The organism is Bifidobacterium amazonense, from assembly GCF_018555435.2.
In the GTDB taxonomy this organism is placed as follows: domain Bacteria; phylum Actinomycetota; class Actinomycetes; order Actinomycetales; family Bifidobacteriaceae; genus Bifidobacterium; species Bifidobacterium amazonense.
Map to the genome: position 1 here is coordinate 1 of NZ_JAFEJT020000044.1, position 21,076 is coordinate 21,076.

A 21,076-nucleotide genomic window follows, 5' to 3' on the forward strand; every position below is an offset into this window, starting at 1 on the left:
GGTCGGCGGCCGCGTCCGGTGCGACGCTGATCGCGCAGACCGGATACATCAATACGGACACGTCGAACGGCCCGCAGTTCGCGTCGATCAGCTCGTATGCGGGCGTGACGGCGGACGTGCTCGACGGCTACGTGCGCCAGCGCGTGGGGGAGTGATTCCTCAGCCGAATTCCGCCGGTTTCTACCGGCGGGGGAGTAGGCTTGGAAGCGACCATACCCCACGTCATAGGGAGGCGTATCATGGCTGGTTTCGATCTGGGCGACGGCCTGCGCAAGGTGTTTCTGGCGGGCGTCGGCGCCCTGGCCACCACGGTGGAGAAGAGCCAGGAGATCGTGGACGATCTCGTCAAGAAGGGCGAACTGACCGTCGAGCAGGGCAAGGCGCTCAACACCGAGCTCAAGCGCAAGGCCGCCGAAGTCAAGGAGGAGTCCGAGAAGAAGGACGCCGCCGCGACCGGCTCCGCCGACGGCGAGGCCAAGGCCGAGTAGCCCTTGGCCGATAACACCGCGAATACGGGGGCCGAATGGCCGGGGGAGACCCTCGACCTGTTCGGCCCCCGTCGTGATGCCTTTTCCGAGCGCTACCACCTGACCCGGTGGGGCAAGATCAAGAGGCTTTCCCAAATCGCCGGCATCGCGCGCCAGTTCGATGTGGCGCACGGGCTCACGCCGGTCAAGATGCGCCTGATGCTGGAGGCGCTCGGCCCGACCTTCGTGAAGGTCGGCCAGATCCTGTCGATGCGCTCCGAAATGCTGCCGCAGTCGTTCTGCGACGAGCTGGCGAAGCTGCGCGCCGACGCCGACCCGATGCCGTACGAGACCGTGCTGGAGACGCTGTCGCACGAGTACGGCCGTCCGGTCGAGGAGATCTTCGAACATATCGACGCGACGCCGCTCGGCTCCGCGTCGCTCGCGCAGGTGCACCGTGCGACGCTCGTCACCGGTGAGGACGTGGCCGTCAAGGTGCAGCGTCCGGGCGTGCGCGAGACGATGGCGCAGGACGTGTCGATCATGCGATCGATCGCCAAGGTCGCGACCAAGGTCGTCTCCACCGCGCAGGTCGTCGATCTCGGCGGCGTGGTCGAGGAACTGTGGGACACGTTCCAATCGGAGACGGACTTTCTCGTCGAGGCGCGCAATCTGGCCGAATTCAAGCGGTTCTGCGAGCCCTACAAATACATGGACTGTCCCAAGCCGTACATGGACCTGTGCACCGAGCACGTCGTCGTCATGGACTACGTCGAGGGCATCTCCGTCTCGCATCCGGACCGTCTGGTCGCGGCCGGCTACGATCTCAAGGAGATCGGCACCAAGCTCGTCGACAACTACGCGACGCAGGTGCTCGACGTCGGCTTCTTCCACGCCGACCCGCATCCGGGCAACATCATGGTCGCCGGCGGGCAGATCGTCCTGCTCGACCTCGGCATGACCGGCCGGCTCAACTCGACCACGCGCTCGGTCATGAAGCAGATGATCTTCGCCGTCGCCAAACAGGACACGCCGTCGCTGGCGGACGGCCTGCTGCGTTTCGCCGGCGCGGATGCCGATCCGGCCGACTATCCGGCGCTGCTCGCCGATCTGGACACGATCGTCGCCGAATATGGCAACGTCGAACTGTCCGATCTGGACATCGCCGCGTTCATCACCGCGTTGACGCAGCTCGCGCAACGTCACGGGATCGAAGTGCCGAGCACGGTCACGACGGTCGGCCGCGCGCTGGTGACGCTCGAGGGCCTGCTCGACGAGTTCATTCCCGACGTGAACATGATCGAGATCATCTCGAAGCACATTGCGACGAGCAAATCGCCCAAGCAGGCGGCACGCGACGAGCTGACGTCGCTGAGCGTGGAGGGACATCAGGCGCTGCACGGCCTGCTCAATGCGGTCACCGAGTCGAAGACGATCGCGCGCATGCTCACGCGAGGGCAGCTGCGCGTGAACGTGGAGCTGATCGGCGCGGAGGAGCCGATGAACAAGCTGAGCGACATGGTGAACCGCCTGACGATGGCGCTGATCGTCGTCGGCCTGTTCGTCGGCTCGTCGATCGTGTACTACGCCGGCATGAAGCCGATCATCTTCGGCATCCCGGTGGTCGGATTCATGGGTTACGTGGTCGCGTTCGTGCTGTCCGTGTGGATCGTGTTCGACATCAACTTCAAGGGCCGCAAGAAGCGGCGGTGAGCGGCGGCCGACCGGTACTGCCGCGTCTCACCCGTTCCGGCGGTCGAAGATGCGGCCGGAGCTTTCGAGCGGGGTGCGGCGGGCCGGTTCGGTGGATTCGCGCACGATCATCGGGCATTCGATCGTGGTCACGCCGTGGTGCGGCCGCCCGGCCAGCGCGTCGAGCAGGAACTGCGCGGCCGTCTTGCCGATCAGGGGGATGTTGTTGTCGAACGTGGTGAGCGTCGGGTGCGCGTTCGACGCGAAGACGAACCAGTTGTCGTGGCCGATGACGGCGACGTCCTGCGGCACGCGTTTGCCGGCCGCCACCAATCCGCGCACGGCTCCGCGCGCGATCTCGTCGCTCAGCGCGTAGATCGCGTCCAGATGCGGATGCCGGTCGAGCAGCACCCGCGCCGCGCGTTCGCCCCACTCCTCGCTCCACGCGTCGAACAGCACGTCGACCGGCTGGAAGTCGTAGATTGAGAACGTCTGCCACGCGCCGCGCGCACGGTCCTTCGCCGCCTGGAAATCCTCCGGTCCGGCGATGATCGCGATATAGCGCCGGCCGAGGCTGAGCAGGTATTCGATCGCCTGCGCGCCCGCGCCGACGTTGTCGCACACGATCGAGCAGTCGTCCGGATCGCGCGACGGATCGTACGTGTAGATGACCGGCAGCCCCATCGTCGTGTCCGGGTCGAGCGGCGGGCGCGCGTTGGTCGTGTTGCCGACGACGATCAGCCCGTCCACGCCGTGCGCGGCGAGCCGGTCGATGTGGCTTTTCTCAAGCGCCGGCCGGCCGTGCGAGCTCATGAGCAGCGCGGCGTGGTTCGACGCGCCGAGCGTGCTTTCCGCGCCGGTGAGCAGCGGCAGCGAGAAACGGCCGTTGTAGTCGGAGGTGATGAGGCCGACGAGTCCGGAGCGCTGGCGCTGCCGGCGGCCGCGTTCGGCGGGGGTGCGATAACCGAGTCGTTCGGCCGCGTCGATGACCGTGCGTTGCGTGGCCGCGGAGATGCGGTCGGTGCGGTTGAGCGCTTTTGACGCGGTCGCGATGGATACGTTGGCAAGACGTGCGACGTCGGCGAGCGTTGGTCTGCGGTCCGGCGATGCCGTTCGAGCCGGCGATGACGATGCGTCCGACGCCCGGTGTGCGGCTCGGCGTGTCGGTTGCGATTGCTGCGTTGACACGGTGTCCATGACGCGTAATGATATGCGAAAATTTTCGCATTCGCAAGACTTTGAATCGGGTCAAGTCATGGTTTTCTAGGATGGCTGTGCAATCGATCAAGGAGACGGATGGGACGCGATCGCATTGCAGCAGGTCCCGCCGCTCCGCACAAAAGAACACGCAGTTCAAGTACCCGATCGTCCCGATCAGTGTGGAAAGGAAGAGCCATGAGCCAGCATGTCACGGTTACTTCGCCGTTCTGGAAGCGTTACCGTGAAAACGTTGCCAAGGAAGTGATTCCGTATCAGTGGGCCGTCATCAACGACGAGCAGAAGATCGACATCCCGCGCGACCCGTCCGGCGCCAAGCAGGACATCGACTACCACTACAGCCGCGCCGTGCGCAACCTGCGCATCGCCGCCGGCGACGAGGAAGGCGAGTTCAAGGGCTTCGTCTTCCAGGACTCCGACGTGTACAAGTGGCTTGAGGAGGCCGCGTACGCGCTCGCCTACGAGCCCGACGACCAGCTCAAGGACCTGTGCGACAAGCTCGTCGACCTGATCGCTCGCGCCCAGCGCGAGGATGGCTATCTCGACACCCCGTACATCATCAAGTCCGGCGCGTTCGCGAACCGCGAGCGTTTCACGCAGATCCAGCAGAGCCACGAGATGTACGTGATGGGCCACTACATCGAGGCCGCCGTCGCGTACTACGAGGTCACCGGCAACCAGCAGGCGCTCGACGTGGCCGAGAAGATGGCCGGCTGCCTCGCCGCGAACTTCGGCGAGGAGGACGGCAAGATCCCCGGCGCCGACGGCCATCCGGAGATCGAGCTCGCGCTCTCCCGCCTGTACGAGGTCACCCGTAAGCAGCAGTACCTCGATCTCGCCAAGTTCTTCATCGACGTGCGCGGCAAGGATCCGAGCTTCTACGACAAGCAGAACGAGAAGATCGGCGACGGCTCGACCGACATCTTCCCGCAGATGCGCGGCTGGACGCACGAGTACACGCAGACCGCGCGTCCGATCCGTCAGCAGCAGACCGCCGAAGGCCACGCCGTGCGCGTCGGCTACATGCTCACCGGCGTCGCCCACGTGGCCCGTCTGACCGGCGACAAGGAGCTCGAGGAGACCGCCAAGCGCCTGTGGCACAACATCGTCACCAAGCGCATGTACATCACCGGCGGCGTCGGCTCGACGCACGTCGGCGAGGCGTTCACCTACGACTACGACCTGCCGAGCGACACCATGTACGGCGAGACGTGCGCGTCCGTCGCGATGAGCTTCCTCGCCCGCCAGATGCTCGAGCTCGAGACCAAGGGCGAGTATGCCGACGTGCTCGAAAAGGAGCTGTTCAACGGTTCCATCGCCGGCATCGCGCTCGACGGCAAGCACTTCTACTACGTGAACGCGCTCGAGGCTGACCCCGAGGCCACCGAGCACAACCCCGACCGCTACCACGTGCTCATGCACCGCGCCGAATGGTTCGGATGCGCCTGCTGCCCGGCCAACATCGCGCGACTCATCGCGTCCGTGGACCGCTACCTGTACACCGTGCACGAGGACAGGCGCGAGATCATCGCCCACCAGTTCATCGCGAACGACGCCGAGTTCTTCGACGGCGTGAAGGTCTCGCAGAAGTCGAACTTCCCGTGGGACGGCCACATCGAGTTCACGGTGAGCGTGCCGGAAGGCGCTGAGCCGGTGCAGTTCCTGGTGCGCATCCCGAGCTGGTCCGCCTCCAAGCACGAGATGACCGTGAACGGCGAGGACGCGCGCCGCCTGCCGGTCGTGGACGGATTCGTGACGGTCGCCGCGGCCGCCGGCGAGACGACGACGATCACGCTCGATCTCGACATGGCCGTCAAGTTCATGCGCTCCAAGACGCTCGTGCGCCACGACATCGGCAAGATCGCCGTGATGCGCGGCCCGATCGTGTTCTGCGCCGAGGAGACCGACAACACGGCCCCGCTGTGGAACTACCACATCGCCAGCCACGACGCGTCGCGGGCCAAGGCCGAATACCACTTCGGCGAGCTCGACGGCGTGGAGGTCATCACGATCCCCGCCACCAAGCGCACGCACGACGGCGACGACTTCCCGCTGTACGCGGACGTCGAGGAGCACCCGGTCGGGGAGAAGTCCTACGACCTCAAGCTCATCCCGTACTACGCGTGGGCCAACCGCGAGATCGGCCAGATGCAGGTCTGGTTCGACTCGGACTTCTGATCTCTAGTTTTTCAATCAATCAACGAAGAAGGAACACAACGACAATGAGTGCTGCAACCCAGGACGCTTCCGCGGTGAAGCTTTCCACGAAGGAGAAGATCGCCTACTCCTTCACCGACATGGCAGGCAATCTGCTGTACGTGACGATCTCGTCGTACATCATGTACTTCTACACCAACGTCTTCCACATCCCGGCCGCCGGCGCGCTGGGCGCGGCGACCATCCTGCTCGTCGCCCGCTTCGCCGACGCGATCTCCGCCGTCGTGTGGGGCTCGATCGTCGACCACACCAACACCAAGTGGGGCCAGTCCCGCCCGTGGTTCCTGTGGCTGTGCGTGCCGTTCGCGGTCACCGTGTGGATCGCGTTCACCGCGCCGAGCCTGCCGGAAGGCGCGCCCAAGTTCGCATACGCGCTGATCACCTACATCCTGGCCGCCGGCGCCGTCTACACCGGCATCCAGACCCCGATCACCGCCATCCTGCCGAACCTCACCTCCGACCCGACCGAGCGCAACAACGCCAACTCCTTCCGTATGGCCGGCGGCCAGATCGGCTCCTTCATCACCTCGTCCTTCACCATCCCGCTGGTCGGCGTCTTCGGCACCATGGTCGGCGGCGGCGACAAGGCCGGCTTCATGATCGTCACCGCGATCTGGGGCGTCATCGCGATCGTGCTGCTCCTGTTCTCCTTCAAGAACCTCAACGAGCGCAACTACCACCCCGAACTCAACAAGCCGATCCCGCTGAAGGACTCCTTCAAGGCCGCCAAGGGCAACTGGCCGTGGATCATCCTCGTCGTCGCGTTCGTGATCTACTGGGTCGCCCAGTCCACCCGCAACGGCGTGTCCACCTACTACGCGCAGTACGTGCTCGACAACCGCAACCTGACCTCGCTGTTCAACGGCGTGCAGGTGCTCGGCCTGCTCGGCACCATCGCGATGCCGATCATCGCCAACAAGACCAAGAACAAGACCCTGACCATGATCATCGGCCTTGTCATCGGCGGCGTCGGCCAGGCCCTCATGCCGCTCGCCGGCACCAACGTCCCGCTGCTCGTCATCTTCTGGACCATCGGCGTCTTCGGCGCGGCCATCGCGATCGGCATGCCGTTCGGCATGCTCGCCGACACCGTCGACTACGGCGAGTGGAAGACCGGCATCCACGCCGCCGGCTTCCTGACCGCCGTCGGCTCCGCGTTCTGCATCCAGGTCGGCTCCGGCTTCGGCGCGTTCCTGCCGCTCGAGCTCATGGGCGCGGCCGGCTACGACGCGACCAAGGACGTGCAGTCCCAGTCCGCGCAGGACGCGATCAGCTTCTGCTTCATCTGGCTGCCGGTCATCGTCTACATCATCGTCGGCGTGATCATGTGCTTCTACCGCAAGTACGAGAAGATGGAGCCGATGATCAAGGCCGAGCTCGCCGAGCGTCACACCAAGGCGCTCGCCGCGGAAGGCAAGTGATCGGCTGGACCGTCGATCGGTCGAACCAGCCGAATGCCGATAACTGAACAACCGAATAACTGAATAACCGATTCCGCGCGGGGCGTGACCCGGTGTGCGATTGGCCGGGGCGTCACCCGTGCGGAATCCGACTCGTCATCCGAAAGCCGTGTGTATGTGGCGTTACGCCCCGCCGCATACACGCGGCTTTCGTCGTATTCCCGGCTATTCGGCGTCGGGGGAGACGTGGCCGGAATCGAGGAAAGCGGTCGGCTGCCATAGTGCCGTGACGGGTATCGCCCATAGGCCTCCGGGCCATTTCATGATCGTCGCTCCGGTGTAGATGAGGTAGCCGCGGTGGAATCGCGGGTCCTTGGCGAGTTCCGCGAGTCCTTTGAAGTCGTCGCGGTTGACTTTCGCCGATGACTTGACCTCGACGCCGACAATGCGGTTGCGTCGTTGCATGACCAGATCGACCTCCTTCGGGCTGGAGCCGGGTTCGCGCCAGTAGAAGCAGTCGGGATGCGTGGCTGACCATTGCGTTGCCGGCACGATCTGGTTGGCCACGAACGATTCGAGCAGCCCGCCGTAGACGACGGGATCGGTCAGTGGATCCTTGCCTTTGGACAGGAGCGTCTGCACGCTCAGTGACGTGTCGACCGGGTGCAGCTTCGCGCGGGTGAATGCCTGACGGTTCGGTGCCGTCCTGATGTTGGGCAGCGCGTGGATGAGGAAACGGCGCATGAACACGCCGATATAGCGTTCCACGGTGCGACGGTCCAAGGCGAGCTGGTCGCCGGTGGCGCTGGCGTTGAGGATGCCGCCCGGCGAGCACAGGATGCGGTCCAGGATCGTGCGGGCGATGACCACATCGAGTTTTTCGCCGGGCAGGATCGTGTCGCCCAGTACGGTCGCGATATCGTCGGTCACGAGCCGTTCTCGTTCCCAGTCCTCGTATTCGTCGTACTGCGACGAGTATTCCGGGAATCCGCCCGCGGCCATCAGCTCGTATAGTGCGTTGCGGCCGATCCCGTCGTCGTAATCGGTGTTCGGGATTGCATCCCATAGATCGTCGACGATGCTGCGGGATACGCCGAGTCGTTCGCGTTGGGTCAGCGGGCTCATGGCATAGCGTTGCGCGCGGCGGGCGAGCGGGTCCTGACCATCGAGACCGCCGCGGTTGATGACCGCGCTGCCGGTGAGCAGGAACCGGATGCCTCCGGATGGCAGGCCGTCGACGATCTCCTTGACTTCGAGCGGCAGTTCTGCGATGCGCTGCGCCTCGTCGATGATGACCGGCGTGCGCAGTTCATTCAGCCATCCGCGCAGATCCGCCGAGGCGAGGTTGTAGGTGTTCTCGTCGGCCAGAGTCGTATAGGAGAACCCGTGCGGAACCAGTTGCTTGCGGGCCATCATCGTTTTGCCGACCGCGCGTGCGCCTTCGAGGATCACGGTCTTGCGTTTCGCGTCGAGGATCGTTTCGGCCAAGGGGCGGAGGATATAGTCTGTCATGTACTAAATATTATACGACGAATGTACAAAAAATATATCACTCAACGTATAAAAATTAGCATATGATATATGGGCTGGCCGAGGCGGTCATGACGAGGCCGTTTGCTCGCCGGAAAGTGTGGCTGGTCCCCAGTTTCGGTCGTCGCCGGTCGCCTGTCAGCTGGCGGTGGCCGCGCCGCCGCGTGCGTCGTCGGCCTTCACGCAGTCGATGGCGACGACGATGGACACGATCAGTGCCTCCAGCCGCTCGTCGAACACGGTCACCTCGTACGTGTCGCCCCACGCGAGCAGCCGCTGGCTGATGCGTGCGACCGGTGCGCCACCACGCGTGATGTCGAAATTCAGGTTCCACCAGTCGCCGTCGATCTCGAGTCCGGCCGCGTCCACGCGATACCGCGGCTTGAACAGCGTGAACTCCTTGTCGATGGCCGCGACTTCACGCCCGTCCATGTCAACGCTGAAATGCGGCAGGAGACTGAAGATCCTTTTCGTGATGACGGCGACCTCCGGGCCGTGTTCGTCGTTCTCGCCGGCGCGGATGCGGAACGTCTTGGGGATGTCGAGGAAGCTGCCGCGCACGTTGTATCGCACGGTTCCATACTCGTCGGTGACCGTGAATCGTTCCCCGATGGAGAACACCTTCTGCTTGATGTACAGGTTCGTCGTCATTGCGCCGTCCTTTCGGCTTCCGGCCGTCATCGATGACCGCCTTCGTACTCAAATCTATCACCGCGGCGCGGGTCGCCTCGCCTGCCTTCGGATTGACCTCTCTGGCGCTTTTATGAGCGAGTTTTCGTCGATATCTCACATTTTGTGAGCGAGTCTGCTCGTCGTTGTGCTGTGAAAACTAGTGTGAAAGTTTTATTGCGAGTTGCGCAAGTATTTTGTGGCTGTTATCATATCAAGTGTGAAAGCGATTTCACAACAATGATCCGCAACAACGATCGACGGGAATCGATGACCGATCCGCCCGCCGGTCGGCGGAGTCGTGGGGAGATCGCGAGGATACGCCGACGACGGTCGTCGGCGAACACGAAGGAGACTGATATGGGCAAGTACAACGGCACGTCGCACCGGCCGATGATGGCCGCGGTCGCGATCGCATCCGCAATGACCATGCTGCTGGCCGGCTGTGGCGGCGGCAATGCGAGCGGCGAGACCGACGCGAACGGCAAGCCGATCGTCAACGTCGCCGTCATTCACGACACCAACGTCCAGCCGAAGATGGCCGACATGGGCTGGGTCAAGGACGTCGAGGCCGGCTGCGACTGCACGATCAAGTGGAGCGACATTGCGACGACCGCATGGGATTCGCAGAAGGGCCCGTCGCTCGCCTCCGGCGACGTGGCCGACGTGACGATCTCCGGCTTCTCCACCAGCGACGTCGCGCAGGCCGACCTGTTCGAGGACCTCAAGCCGCATCTCGACAAGATGCCGAACGTGCAGGCCCTGTTCAAGTCCGAGCCGACCTCTGAGAAGATGGTCACCGATCTCGACGGCCACATCTACACGCTGCCCGACAGCTGGGGCGAGGACTTCAAGGGCTCCGGCACCCACCTGATCATCAACAAGACGTGGCTCGACAAGCTCGGCCTCAAGATGCCGACCACGTGGGACGAGTTCGAGAACGTGCTCGAGCAGTTCAAGACCAAGGACCCGAACGGCAACGGCAAGGCCGACGAGATCCCGTTCAACATGCAGAAGCTCGGCTCCTCCGGCTTCGGCATGAACGACGCGGTCGCCTTCCTCAACTCCACCGGCATCGTCACCCAGCTGCAGTCGCAGGCCGGCCAGAACGGCTATTACGTCGAGAACGGCACGGTCAAGACCTACCTGACCACCGACAACTTCAAGCGCGTCGTCACCTGGATCCACTCGCTCGTCGAGAAGGGCCTCGTGCCGGCCGACTACGTCACCAAGGACTACAGCAAGTACTGGGCCGAGATGCAGCAGGACGACGTGCCCACCGCCGGCGCGGTGCTCGCATGGAACCCGATCGCCGTGGTCGGCACCAAGTGGCAGGACCAGTACGTGTCCGTGCCGCCGCTCAAGGAGACCGCGAGCAGCGACGCCAAGTGGGACTATTCGCAGGACTTCAACCAGTACCACACCGGCAAGGTGTCCGTCTCCAAGGAGGCCGCCAACAAGGACGCCATCTGGAAGCTCATCGACACGCTGTACAGCGAGAAGGTGTCCGTCGAACAGTATTGGGGCTCCATCCCGAAGTTCGTCAAGGACGAGGGCGACCACAAGTACGTGATCAGTGGCCAGACCGACCCGAAACTCGAAGTGCTCTCCGGCAACATGGCTGGTTGGATTCGCCCCGACGTCAAGCCTGAGGGCGCCGACGGCTCCACGATCAACTCGCAGGAGTTCCGCGCCGCCGACGAGGTGTACCGCCCGACTTACGAGAAGATCGCCGACAGCAAGGACTACATGCCCATCTACGTGGTGCCCGGTTCCTCCGACCTCAACACGCTCGCCAACAACAACACCGTCATCATGACCTACGTGATGCCGAAGGTGGCCGGCTGGATCCAGAAGGGCGGCATCGACAAGGACTGGGACGAGTACGTCAAGAGCCTCGAGAACACCGGCGTCAAGGACAACATCGCCATCTGGCAGAAGTGGTACGACACCTACACCGAGAAGCTCGGCTGAGGCCGGCCTCGCCTGACGATCGGCACTGACGGATCACGAAAGGGACAACGTGCGCACGGATTCCGGAAACGGGCAACGTGCGCACGCTTGGTATGCGTGCAAGGTGCGCGGACGCGGCGACTGATGGATGAATGACTGGGAGGAAAGGACTGACTGACATGGGCGGCGGACGGATCATCTGGCGCATCGGCGGACTGGACGCGACTTTCGACGCGGAACGGGCGGCGTGGACGTCGCTGCGCAGCTCGCGTGATGCGAACGGCACCGAGTTCCTGCTTACTCCGGACGAATTCCCCGGTTTCGACGGGCCGGACGCGCGTTGGTTGGGCAATCTGGCGATCGACGTGCACGACGCCGCGGCGGGGGAGCGCGGTGCTTCTGACGCTGCGGACGGCGTCGCCGTTGCCGTGAACGCGTCTGCTGCTGATGCCGCAGACCGCGGCTCGTCCGATACGGCGTGTGCCGTCGGGCGGTCCGTGCGCACGATCCACACTGCCGCGCTGGACGGTCTGCGCACGGTCGAGTATCCGGACGCGTCCACGATCGACGTGCATATCGCGGCCGGTACGGAGACGGCCGGGCTGGCCATCGCCGAACGGTTCCGTAAGCGTGACGACGACATCGAGTGGACGATCGAGTTGGAGAACGCATCCGACCATTCGGTCACGATCGACCGGCTTGGCGTGCCGCTGCTGATGAACCAGTTCTTTCGTGGCGACGACTCGTTCAAGTACGAGCAGTGCGTGCTGCGGCACATGTGCCTGATCGGCCGTCATAGCTGGGCGTACTGGCAGAAGTCAAGCGGCGCGATGCCGCTGCTGCTGGTCGCGCTCACCGGCCGCACCGCCGCGTACAGCTTCACCGTCGACCATGATCCGCGCTGGCAGCGGGGCGGCGGCGCCGGATCCACGTTCGAAGGCGTGTACGAGCTCAATCTCGTCGATCGTCCGTCCGACGCGTTTCCGCGCGCATGCGGGTCGCTTACGTTGGCAGCCGGCGAACGTATGCGGTTCACGCTGGCGATCGCGATGCATGATTCGTACGACGAGGCGTGGGACTGGCTGGCCTCGATCGGCGGGTTCATGCTCGAGTCCCATCCGGGCACGGTCGTGCCAGTCCGACAGGACGCGGAAGTCACGATCCGCAGTGCGACCCGACCGACGCTCGTCGCCGAGTCAGAGGAGGACTATGCTGGCTCCGTGACGGAGATCGCGTCGCGCGGAGACGACCATGCCGACGGCGTGCGTCGCTGGCACGCGATCGTGCGGCTCGGCGGGCACGGCCGTCGTGTGTTTCACGTGAAACTCGACGGCGACGATCGTGTGGATGGCTGTGGTGACAATGTTTCACGTGAAACATTCTTCGGCATCGAACCGCCGGAAACGATCTATCGCAAGCAGAACGCGTTCGTCGCGCGCAACCAGTGGGAGACCGACCCGACCGACCCGTGCTATCACGGCCTGCTCATGTGGGACATGGCCAACCGCCGTCGCATCAACGCCACATTCAACCCCGACCTGCCGGACTGGATGGCTGGCGGCAGCGACGAAATCGGTCTCGTCTCCGGGCTTATGCTCTCCGAATGGAACGTCTACAGGCCGAACGAGGAACAGCTGCACGTGCTCGACGGCTACTGCCGCGACTTCATCGAACAGCGGCTCACCGAACAGCCCGGCTGCAAAGTGCACCGGATGGTGCCGTGGTTCAAGATGTTCGAGCCATGGGCCGGCCGCGGCGCCGACGATGTGTGGCGCGCGTTCAACTACGTGCACGTCGCCAACACGTTCCTCAACATGTACCGCATCGCCAAGCGGTACCGCGCCGAATGCCCGTGGCTGAACGAGCCGGCATACTGGCTCGAGCGTGCCACCCGATACTTCGCCGCCATGTTCGACTACTGGATGTTCCCCGACGGCGAGGGTGCGGACCATTACGCCAACATGGGCGAAAGCGTGCTCGCCATGCATCTGGCGGATGCGCTGCGCGCCGAAGGACTCGACGAGGACGCGGCCCGCATTCAGGGACTCGTCGAGAAAAAGGCGTGGTATTTCGCCGGCAAAGCGTACCCGTACGGCTCTGAAATGGCCTACGATTCCACCGCCTATGAGGCCGTGTACGGCTACGGCGCGGCCATCGGCGACGAACGCGTCATGGAGTCGTCAATGCGCGTCGCGCTCGCCAACCGCGGTCGTCAGCCCGACTGGGCGCTCGGCATGACCGATCTGCGTGGTTGCGGCGACAGCGGCTGGAACGTCAGCTACATGACCCAGCTCGGCGCATGGACGATCTACGACTGGGCGCTCGAACGCAGGCACTACGATCCCGATCTGCTGCGATCGTTCGCCGCATCGTACCTGGCCGGCTTCTCGATCTACAACTCCGGCGGCTATCTGAGCGACGATCCTGCCAACGATGGCGCATCCGCATGGATCCACGTCGCGGAAACCGGCGAGCTCACCGGTGCGCGCCCAGGTCCTCGGGACGGCAGCGGCACACGCCGCATGATCCGCGGATTCGTACCTTATTCCGGCGAAAGCGCGCTCGGCTACTTCGGCGCCCTACGCTCCGCCGCTTCGTTCGTCATGAGCGGCCCGGCCGACTGCGGCGCGCTGCGCGGCTACGGCTGCGAGCTGCTGGACGCCGATGCCCGCATCGGCGGCTACACGGTCCGCCCGGCCGACGGCCTGCGCGTGCGCTTCTTCGACACCGTGCACGACTGGGCCGTCAAGCTCGATCGTGACGCGCTCGCCGAAGTGCGATGTGAGACCGTTGGAGCCACGGGTCGCGCAACCACAGATGACGACCGTTCGTCCGTCCGCCGCGTGACGCTCACGATTGACAACGTCACCGGCGATGCGCACGCTGGCACATTCTCCCTACGCATGCCCGCCGCCGGCACCTACCGTCTGACCATCAACGGCGACGAGCAGTCGGCATCCGCCGTCCAACTCGACGCCGACTGGCATCGAATCGTCGTCCCGCTCTCCGGCGTCCCCACCAACATCATCCGCATCAGTCGTTGAGTGGGAGGGTGGATTCGCGCTGGCTGATGCTGCAGGGGAGATAGGTGACGCCGTGGTGCGCGTTGCCGGCCACCGCGTCGATGATCGTGCGCGCGGCCATGCGGCCGATCTCGTTCGTGCGGTTGCTGATACTCGTCAGCTTCGGGCTCAGCCCCTGCACGATATGCGCCCAGTCGTCGTGGCCGATCACCGCCACATCGCCCGGAATGCTCAGCCCGCGCTCCTTGAGCGCGTCCATGCAGCCCCACGCGATCGCGTCGCTCTGGCACACCACGCCATCGAACTCGACGTGCTGGTCGAGCAGCAGACGAGTCGCCGCACGTCCCCAATCGGCCGACCATCCGCCCGCCCGCACCGGTCCGACCGGCTGCAGTCCGGCCTGCTGCAGCGCGGTCCGCGCGCCCTGCACACGATCGTGCGCGGCCTTGTACGATCCCTCGCCGGCGATGATCGCGATCCGGCGTTTGCCGCACGAGATCAGATGCTCCACGGCCATCCGCCCGGCGCCGACATTGTCGCACGTGATCGAACAGTCGGCCGGATCGGATGACGGCGCGTACGCGTACACGATCGGCGCCGCCGTATCCACGTCGAGCGGCGGCCGCGGATTCGTGTCTTGACCGACGATGATCAGACCATCCACGTTGCGCGACAGCAGGAACTGCGCGTACGTCTTCTCCAGCATCGCGTCGCCGCGCGCGTTGCACAGCATCACCGAATTCGAACGCACGCCCAGCTCATCCTCCACGCCCAGCAGGATCGGCGTCGAAAACACACCCTGAAAATCCGAGGTGATCAGGCCGATCGCGTTCGACCGGCCGGTCGCCAACGATTGCGCTGTGGCGTTCGGCCGATAGCCCATGTCCTTCGCCGTCTGCTGGACGCGGGCGCGCGTGGCCGCGCTCACGCGCGTCACGTTGTGCATCGCCTTCGACGCGGTCGCCAGCGAGACGCCGGCCGCGCGCGCCACGTCGGCGAGCGTGACCCTGCCCTCCGACCTGTCATCCGACTTGATCGGCTGCCGGTCGGTCGACCGGTCCGCGGACGGCTGCGCGGACGGCCGATCCGCGGGTGACTGGGCTGTGACGGCTTCGGAACTGGACATGCTACGGCCTCCTCCAAGCGAACGGCCTCGCGCAAGCCGCCCCGGTACGCGAACGAAACTTCCCCCATCATAACGGCCGGCGCGGCGGTCGTAATACGTCGCTGCATCATGGTGCGTTCCGGAACCCGGCCCGTCCGCGGCCGTTTGTGCCCGGCCGGAATGTGGTCTAGGCTCGGAGTGGAAATCCAAGCGGGTGGCGTAAGGGAGGAATGCCATGTCATCCAACAAGTTCCTGAGAAACGTTCTGCTCGGCGGCGCGGTGGCCGCCGGCGCCGCGGCGTGGGCCATCCGCCCGCGTTCGTTCACCGACAAGCAGCGCAACTACGTGCCGTCGGTGCCGAACGTGTGGTACGCGCACCGCGGTCTGCACGACGCCGGCTCCGGCCTGACCGAACAGTATCTGGTCGAAAGCGGCGAATACGTGGCCCGCGCCCGCCGCATGGCCATGAAGGCCGGCTACGGCGATCCGTCCGTCACCACGTCGATCGCGCCGGAGAACTCGCTCGCCGCGTTCGCCGCCGCGTGCGAAGCCGGCTACGGCATCGAGCTCGACCTGCAGCTGACGAAGGACGGCCGGGTCATCGTCGTGCACGATCCCGACCTGCTGCGCGTGGCCGGCGATCCGCGCCGCGTCGCCGATCTGACGTACGACGAGCTGACTCGCATCCCGCTGTTCCCGAACGATGCGCCGGGAACGGCCGTCGCGTCCGCACTGCCGGGCGCGGACGATCCGGCGTCCGTCGTGACTCCGGCCAACGCTCCCGCCGGCTACTACCAGCACGTGCCGCTGTTCTCCGACGTGCTGCGCGTGGTCGCCGGCCGCGTGCCGCTGATCGTCGAATACAAGTTCGACGACAACGCCGTGTTCGGTCCGCGCGAAGAGGAACTGATGGAGAAGGGCGACGCGCTGCTGCAGTCGTACGATGGCGCGTACGTGATCGAATCGTTCAACCCGCGTGCCGTGGAATGGTACAAGGACCACCGTCCGGAAGTGTGCCGCGGCCAGCTCTCCTGGCAGCCGGAGATCAACGGCGAGGGCGGCGTGCCCGAGTGGGCGGCCGGACTGCTCGTGTTCGACTGGCTGTCCCGCCCCGATTTCGTGGCGTACGACTGGACCGGCGGCAACAGCCCGCAGGTGCGGCTGGCGCGCGCGATGGGTGCCACGGCCGTTTCGTGGACCGTGCGCAGCAGCCATGAGCTCCATCAGTGCGAAAGCTGGTTCGATCGTCACATCTTCGAGGCGTTCGTGCCTGAGCGCTGAGTCCGATCTCTGAGTGGCAGAGTGACTGACGGAAACGGCCCGCTGACGAGTGCGTCGGCGGGCCGTTTCCGTCATGCGGCGACAGCTGTGGCGTTAGGGCGCTAGCGTGTCGTTCGGGGAATGCAAATCGGCGGCGTGTGGACAACGGAGGGACAACGCGCGAGGGTGTTTCCATGAAATCGAGATGAACAGAGGGCGATGGGGCCCGCCGGGGCCGGGCGAATTTGTTAGGACTGTAGACGGAAGCCGTTCCAAGGCGTCCGTCGAATCGCCCGCCTTCGTCACAGACCAAGCAGTGTTCATAGATCGGGCAGGCGATCGTTTGAAAGGTCTGAAATTATGTCTGCTGCCATCGCGCGTCCCCGCACCGCCTCGTCCGGCGGCGGGAATGCACAGCCGGCCGTCGGGAGGAAGCCGTTCAACGTCCGTTCGTGGACGCCGCTGCTCTACCTGCTGCCAGCCATCGCCGTCTTCGCCTGCTTCGTCGTCTATCCGCTGATCCGCACGTTCATCCTGTCCGCATCCGGCACCGACATCCTCGGCCGGCAAAGCCAGTTCGTCGGCCTGCGCAACTTCCAGCGCGTGTTCACCGATCCCGAATTCGGCAAGATCATGCTCAACACGCTGCTGTTCGCCGTGTACACCGTGGTGCCCACCATCGTGCTTTCGCTGGTCATCGCGCTCATGCTCAACAAGGAATCCACCGTCAACCGCGTGTTCCGCACGGTGTTCGCGCTGCCGTTCGCCTACTCGGTGTCGGCCGCGTCCATCATCTTCTCCGCGTTCTTCAACCCGGCCACCGGCCTGTTCAACGCGATCGTGCAGAAGTTCGGCGGCCAGCCGGTCGGCTGGCTGACCACCTCGCAGTTCGCGCTGCCGGCCATCGCCATGACGACCGTGTGGATGAACATCGGCTACAACGTGCTCGTCCTGCTCGCCGGACTCGGCTCCGTGCCGGACGAGGTCGTCGAGGCGGCGCGTCTCGACGGCGCGTCCGGATTCCGCCTGCAGTGGTTCATCATGATCCCGATGATCATGTCGCAGGTGTTCTTCCTCATCATCACCGACACCATCCAGTCGCTCGAAAGCTTCGGCCAGATCCACGTGCTGACCAAGGGCGGCCCGGATTCGTCCACCACGACGCTCGTGTACGACATCTACATGCACGGCTTCGCCAACAACAGCTCCAACTTCGGATACGCATCCGCGGAGGCGATCGTGCTGATCGTGGTGGTCGCGATCATCACGCTCATCCAGTTCACCACCGTGGGCAGGAAGGTCGACAACCAATGAGCGTCGCAACCACCACACAGATCCCCGCCAAGCCGAAGGCCATCAAGGCCTCCGCCGCCGCGGCCATGCCGAGCGCGAAGGAGACCCGCGACGAACGGGCCGAGGCCAGCAGCCTCTCCGCGAACTTCTCGCACGTCAGGTACGTCGCATCGAAGATCTTCGGCCTGCTCGTGCTCGTGCTGCTCGGCGTCATCGTCATCTTCCCGGTGTACTACTCGTTCGCCGGCACGCTCATGCAGCAGCAGGACATCGCCGCCTACCCGCCGGCGATCTGGCCGAAGCACGGCATCACGTGGAGCAATCTCGTGACGGCCGCGCAGATCATCCCGCTGTTCCGCCAGTACGTCAACTCGTTCGGTTCGACGCTGATCATCACCGTCGCGCAGGTGCTCACGTCCACGCTCGTCGCGTACGCGCTCGTCGTGCTCAAGGTGCGCGGTGCGAAGATCTGGTTCACGCTGTTCCTCGGCACGATGATGATCCCCGGCGAGTCCGTGATCATCCCGAACTATCTGACGATCTCGTCGCTCGGCCTGCGCAACACGTTCCTCGCGCTGATCCTGCCGTACCTGGCCAGCGGATTCGGCATCTTCATGATGTACTCGTTCATGCGCCAGTTCCCGATGGAGCTCGTCGAGGCCGCGCGCATCGACGGCGCGTCCAACCTGCGCCTGCTGTGGTCGATCGTGCTGCCGCTGAGCCGCCCGGCCATCGCGTCGCTCGCCATCTACACGTTCCTGACCCACTGGAACGGCTTCTTCTGGCCGCTGCTCGTCACCGAGACGCCGGAGATGCAGACCATCCAGATCGGCATCACGCAGCTGCAGTCGCCGGACAACTTCAACCCCGGACTGGTCATGGCCGGCGCGGTGCTCGCCGTCATCCCGACGTTGCTCATCGTCATCCTCGGCCAGCGGCAGATCGTGCGCGGCCTGACCGCCGGCTCGACCAAGTAGCCGCAAACCATCGCACAACGTGAGATTTTCCAATAACAGAGAGAGGCAATTATGAACAAGACAGTACGCTCGATCGTGGCCGCCGCGGTCGCGGCAGGCACGCTCATGGCAGTGGCCGCGTGCGGCAACGCGAACGCGAACGTCGCGACGCCGAAGGATTCGAGCGGCGCGGTCGTCGTGAACTTCTGGCATTCGATGTCCGGCACGAACGGACAGGTGCTCGACAAGCTCATCAGCAAGTTCAACGATGCGAACAAGGGCAAGATCGTCGTCAAGGGCACGTATCAGGGCAAGTACGACGACGCGATCACCAAGTACAAGTCCGCAGTGCAGTCGCAGTCCACGCCGACGCTGATGCAGATCTACGACATCGGCTCGCGATTCATGATGGACTCCGGCACGATCACGCCGATGCAGGACTTCATCGACAAGGACAACTACGACACGTCCGACCTGCAGCCCAACGTGACCGGCTACTACACCGTCAACAAGAAGCTGTACTCGATGCCGTTCAACACCTCCATGCCGGTGCTGTACTACAACAAGACCATGTTCAAGAAGGCCGGACTCGACCCGGACAAGGCACCGGCCACGCTCGACGAGGTCAAGACCGCCGCCGAGAAGCTGTCGAAGAAGAACGGCGGCCCCGCGCAGTACGGCTTCAACGCCGCCGTGTATGGCTGGTACCTCGAGCAGGAGATCGCCGCCAACGGCGACCTGTACTGCTCGCCCGACAACGGCCGCGGCGCCGACCGCGCCACCAAGTTCACGTTCGACAACGACGGCGCGGTGCAGTTCATGACCTGGTGGAAGGACATGGTCGACTCCGGCATCTCCGGCAACACCGGCACCGACACGCAGGCCGCGGTCAACGCGTTCGAGACCGGCTCGGTCGGCATCACCGTCGAGTCCACGGCCGATCTGGCCGGCATCATGGAGGCCGCCAAGCAGAAGGGCTTCGAGGTCGGCGTGGGCAACTATCCGAAGATCTCGAACAACGACTCCGGCCCGATCATCGGCGGCGCGTCGCTGTGGATCTCCAACGTGAAGCACTCCGACGAGGAGCAGCAGGCCGCGTGGCAGTTCGTCAAGTTCCTCTCCGAGCCTGAGAACCAGGCCACCTGGCACACCGGCACCGGCTACTTCCCGACCTCGAAGAAGGCTCTGGAGACCTCGACCGACAAGCAGTGGCGTGAACAGTACCCGCAGTTCGACGTGGCCGTCAAGCAGCTGGAAGGCACCAAGCTGACCTCCGCGACGCAGGGCTGCTCGGCCGGCGTGATGCCGCAGGCCCGCAAGGCCGTGGAGACCGCCGTGGAGAAGGTGTTCGAGGGCGCCGATCCGAAGACCGCGCTGAGCGATCAGGTCAAGGCCATGCAGACCACGCTCGACGACTACAACAACTCCGTGAACCAGTGAGGTTCTGCGCAGTAGCGCATGACAAAAGGCGCCCGCCGAGATCGTTCTCGGCGGGCGCCTTTTCGTTTATGGCTATCGATGATCAATCAATGACGCCGTAGAGGCGGTCGCCGGCGTCGCCCAGACCCGGCACGATGTAGCACTTGTCGTTGAGCTTCTCGTCGACGGCGCACACGACGACCTTGAAGTCGATGGACGGGTCGATGTGCTCCTGCACGAACTGGATGCCCTCCGGCGCGGCGATGATGCACACCGCGGTGACGTCCTTGGCGCCGCGTTCGGCCAGATAGTGCGTGGCGGCGACGAGCGTGCCGCCGGTGGCCAGCATCGGGTCGATCAGGAAGCACTGACGGCCGGTCAGATCGTCGGGCAGGCGGTTCGCGTACGTGATCTGCTGGGTCGGGTGCTCCTCGTCGCGCTTCATGCCGAGGAAGCCGACTTCGGCGGACGGGATCATCTTGGTCATGCCGTCGAGCATGCCGAGGCCGGCGCGCAGCACGGGCACGATGATCGGGCGGGGTTCGGCGATGTGCTTGCCGACCATCGGGGCGACCGGCGTTTCGATCGGCTTGTCGACCACGTCGAGATTGCGGGTCGCTTCATACGCTTCCAGCATGACCAGCTCGGAGACGAGCTCGCGGAAGGTGGCGGAGGAGGTGTTCTTGTCGCGCAGCACGGTGAGCTTGTGCTCGACCAGCGGGTGATTCAAAACGTGAAGTTCCATAATGTAAGTGTTGACTTCCCTTATTTTCCAAGTGTTTTAGCGGCTGTGTATCCGCATCGTTGCAACGGATAACACAACCGCTAACACATTTTCTGTTTACGACTCCAGTATAGACCTCCCTCTTTGAT

At 64.4% G+C, this 21,076-nt stretch carries 15 protein-coding genes and 1 pseudogene; 11 read left to right on the forward strand and 5 right to left on the reverse strand.

Annotated elements, in window-relative coordinates:
* The 3 genes and pseudogenes from JS533_RS09730 to JS533_RS09740 form a co-directional block, all read left to right on the forward strand.
* A pseudogene (locus JS533_RS09730) lies at window positions 1–155 on the forward strand (HAD family hydrolase); the annotation flags it as partial.
* Between the two features lie 84 nt (window positions 156–239).
* Window positions 240–488, forward strand: a complete 249-nt coding sequence (locus tag JS533_RS09735; protein ID WP_033492611.1) for a phasin family protein — start codon at window positions 240–242, stop codon at window positions 486–488.
* A gap of 3 nt (window positions 489–491) precedes the next feature.
* On the forward strand, window positions 492–2,180 hold the full coding sequence (locus JS533_RS09740) for an ABC1 kinase family protein (protein ID WP_338024182.1): 1,689 nt from the start codon (window positions 492–494) through the stop codon (window positions 2,178–2,180).
* A gap of 27 nt (window positions 2,181–2,207) precedes the next feature.
* Here JS533_RS09740 and JS533_RS09745 read toward each other — a convergent pair whose 3' ends face one another.
* Window positions 2,208–3,356 (reverse strand): LacI family DNA-binding transcriptional regulator, encoded by a 1,149-nt coding sequence (locus JS533_RS09745; RefSeq protein ID WP_241514220.1) that lies wholly within the window; start codon window positions 3,354–3,356, stop codon window positions 2,208–2,210.
* Window positions 3,357–3,554: 198 nt separating this feature from the next.
* Here JS533_RS09745 and JS533_RS09750 point away from each other — a divergent pair, with 198 nt between their 5' ends.
* A complete protein-coding gene (locus JS533_RS09750; protein ID WP_241514221.1) occupies window positions 3,555–5,555 on the forward strand; it encodes a glycoside hydrolase family 127 protein in 2,001 nt (666 codons plus the stop codon).
* A 44-nt stretch (window positions 5,556–5,599) separates the two neighbouring features.
* A complete protein-coding gene (locus JS533_RS09755) occupies window positions 5,600–7,015 on the forward strand; it encodes an MFS transporter (protein ID WP_241514222.1) in 1,416 nt (471 codons plus the stop codon).
* A 204-nt stretch (window positions 7,016–7,219) separates the two neighbouring features.
* Here the strand turns inward: JS533_RS09755 and JS533_RS09760 are convergent, their stop codons facing one another.
* Together JS533_RS09760 and JS533_RS09765 are read right to left on the reverse strand one after the other, a co-directional pair.
* Window positions 7,220–8,506 carry an ATP-binding protein gene (locus JS533_RS09760; protein WP_241514223.1) on the reverse strand — a complete coding sequence of 429 codons (1,287 nt, stop codon included), beginning with the start codon at window positions 8,504–8,506 and terminating at the stop codon, window positions 7,220–7,222.
* A 156-nt stretch (window positions 8,507–8,662) separates the two neighbouring features.
* On the reverse strand, window positions 8,663–9,175 hold the full coding sequence (locus tag JS533_RS09765; protein WP_241514224.1) for an LURP-one-related/scramblase family protein: 513 nt from the start codon (window positions 9,173–9,175) through the stop codon (window positions 8,663–8,665).
* Between the two features lie 378 nt (window positions 9,176–9,553).
* Here JS533_RS09765 and JS533_RS09770 point away from each other — a divergent pair, with 378 nt between their 5' ends.
* Both JS533_RS09770 and JS533_RS09775 read left to right on the forward strand, forming a co-directional pair.
* A complete protein-coding gene (locus JS533_RS09770; RefSeq protein ID WP_241514225.1) occupies window positions 9,554–11,167 on the forward strand; it encodes a type 2 periplasmic-binding domain-containing protein in 1,614 nt (537 codons plus the stop codon).
* Between the two features lie 158 nt (window positions 11,168–11,325).
* Entirely contained in the window at window positions 11,326–14,190 is a 2,865-nt protein-coding gene (locus JS533_RS09775) for a DUF5695 domain-containing protein (protein ID WP_241514226.1), read from the forward strand.
* On the opposite strand, the gene JS533_RS09780 is transcribed toward JS533_RS09775, so the two are convergent.
* Entirely contained in the window at window positions 14,180–15,295 is a 1,116-nt protein-coding gene (locus tag JS533_RS09780) for a LacI family DNA-binding transcriptional regulator (protein ID WP_241514227.1), read from the reverse strand. The genes JS533_RS09775 and JS533_RS09780 overlap by 11 nt on opposite strands.
* A 214-nt stretch (window positions 15,296–15,509) precedes the next feature.
* Between JS533_RS09780 and JS533_RS09785 the strand changes: the two genes are divergently transcribed.
* The 4 genes from JS533_RS09785 to JS533_RS09800 all read left to right on the forward strand — a co-directional run bounded on the left by JS533_RS09785 (window position 15,510) and on the right by JS533_RS09800 (window position 20,224).
* Window positions 15,510–16,556, forward strand: coding sequence for a glycerophosphodiester phosphodiesterase family protein (locus JS533_RS09785; RefSeq protein ID WP_241514228.1), 1,047 nt, complete (start codon window positions 15,510–15,512; stop codon window positions 16,554–16,556).
* 339 nt (window positions 16,557–16,895) lie between these two features.
* On the forward strand, window positions 16,896–17,849 hold the full coding sequence (locus JS533_RS09790) for a carbohydrate ABC transporter permease (protein ID WP_241514229.1): 954 nt from the start codon (window positions 16,896–16,898) through the stop codon (window positions 17,847–17,849).
* Window positions 17,846–18,805 carry a carbohydrate ABC transporter permease gene (locus tag JS533_RS09795; RefSeq protein WP_241514230.1) on the forward strand — a complete coding sequence of 320 codons (960 nt, stop codon included), beginning with the start codon at window positions 17,846–17,848 and terminating at the stop codon, window positions 18,803–18,805. Before JS533_RS09790 ends, JS533_RS09795 begins: the two co-directional genes overlap by 4 nt.
* Window positions 18,806–18,856: 51 nt before the next feature.
* Complete coding sequence (locus tag JS533_RS09800) at window positions 18,857–20,224, forward strand: ABC transporter substrate-binding protein (RefSeq protein WP_241514231.1); 1,368 nt, start codon at window positions 18,857–18,859, stop codon at window positions 20,222–20,224.
* A gap of 82 nt (window positions 20,225–20,306) precedes the next feature.
* On the opposite strand, the gene upp is transcribed toward JS533_RS09800, so the two are convergent.
* Window positions 20,307–20,948 carry a uracil phosphoribosyltransferase gene (gene upp, locus JS533_RS09805; RefSeq protein WP_241514232.1) on the reverse strand — a complete coding sequence of 214 codons (642 nt, stop codon included), beginning with the start codon at window positions 20,946–20,948 and terminating at the stop codon, window positions 20,307–20,309.
* Window positions 20,949–21,076 lie beyond the last annotated feature (128 nt).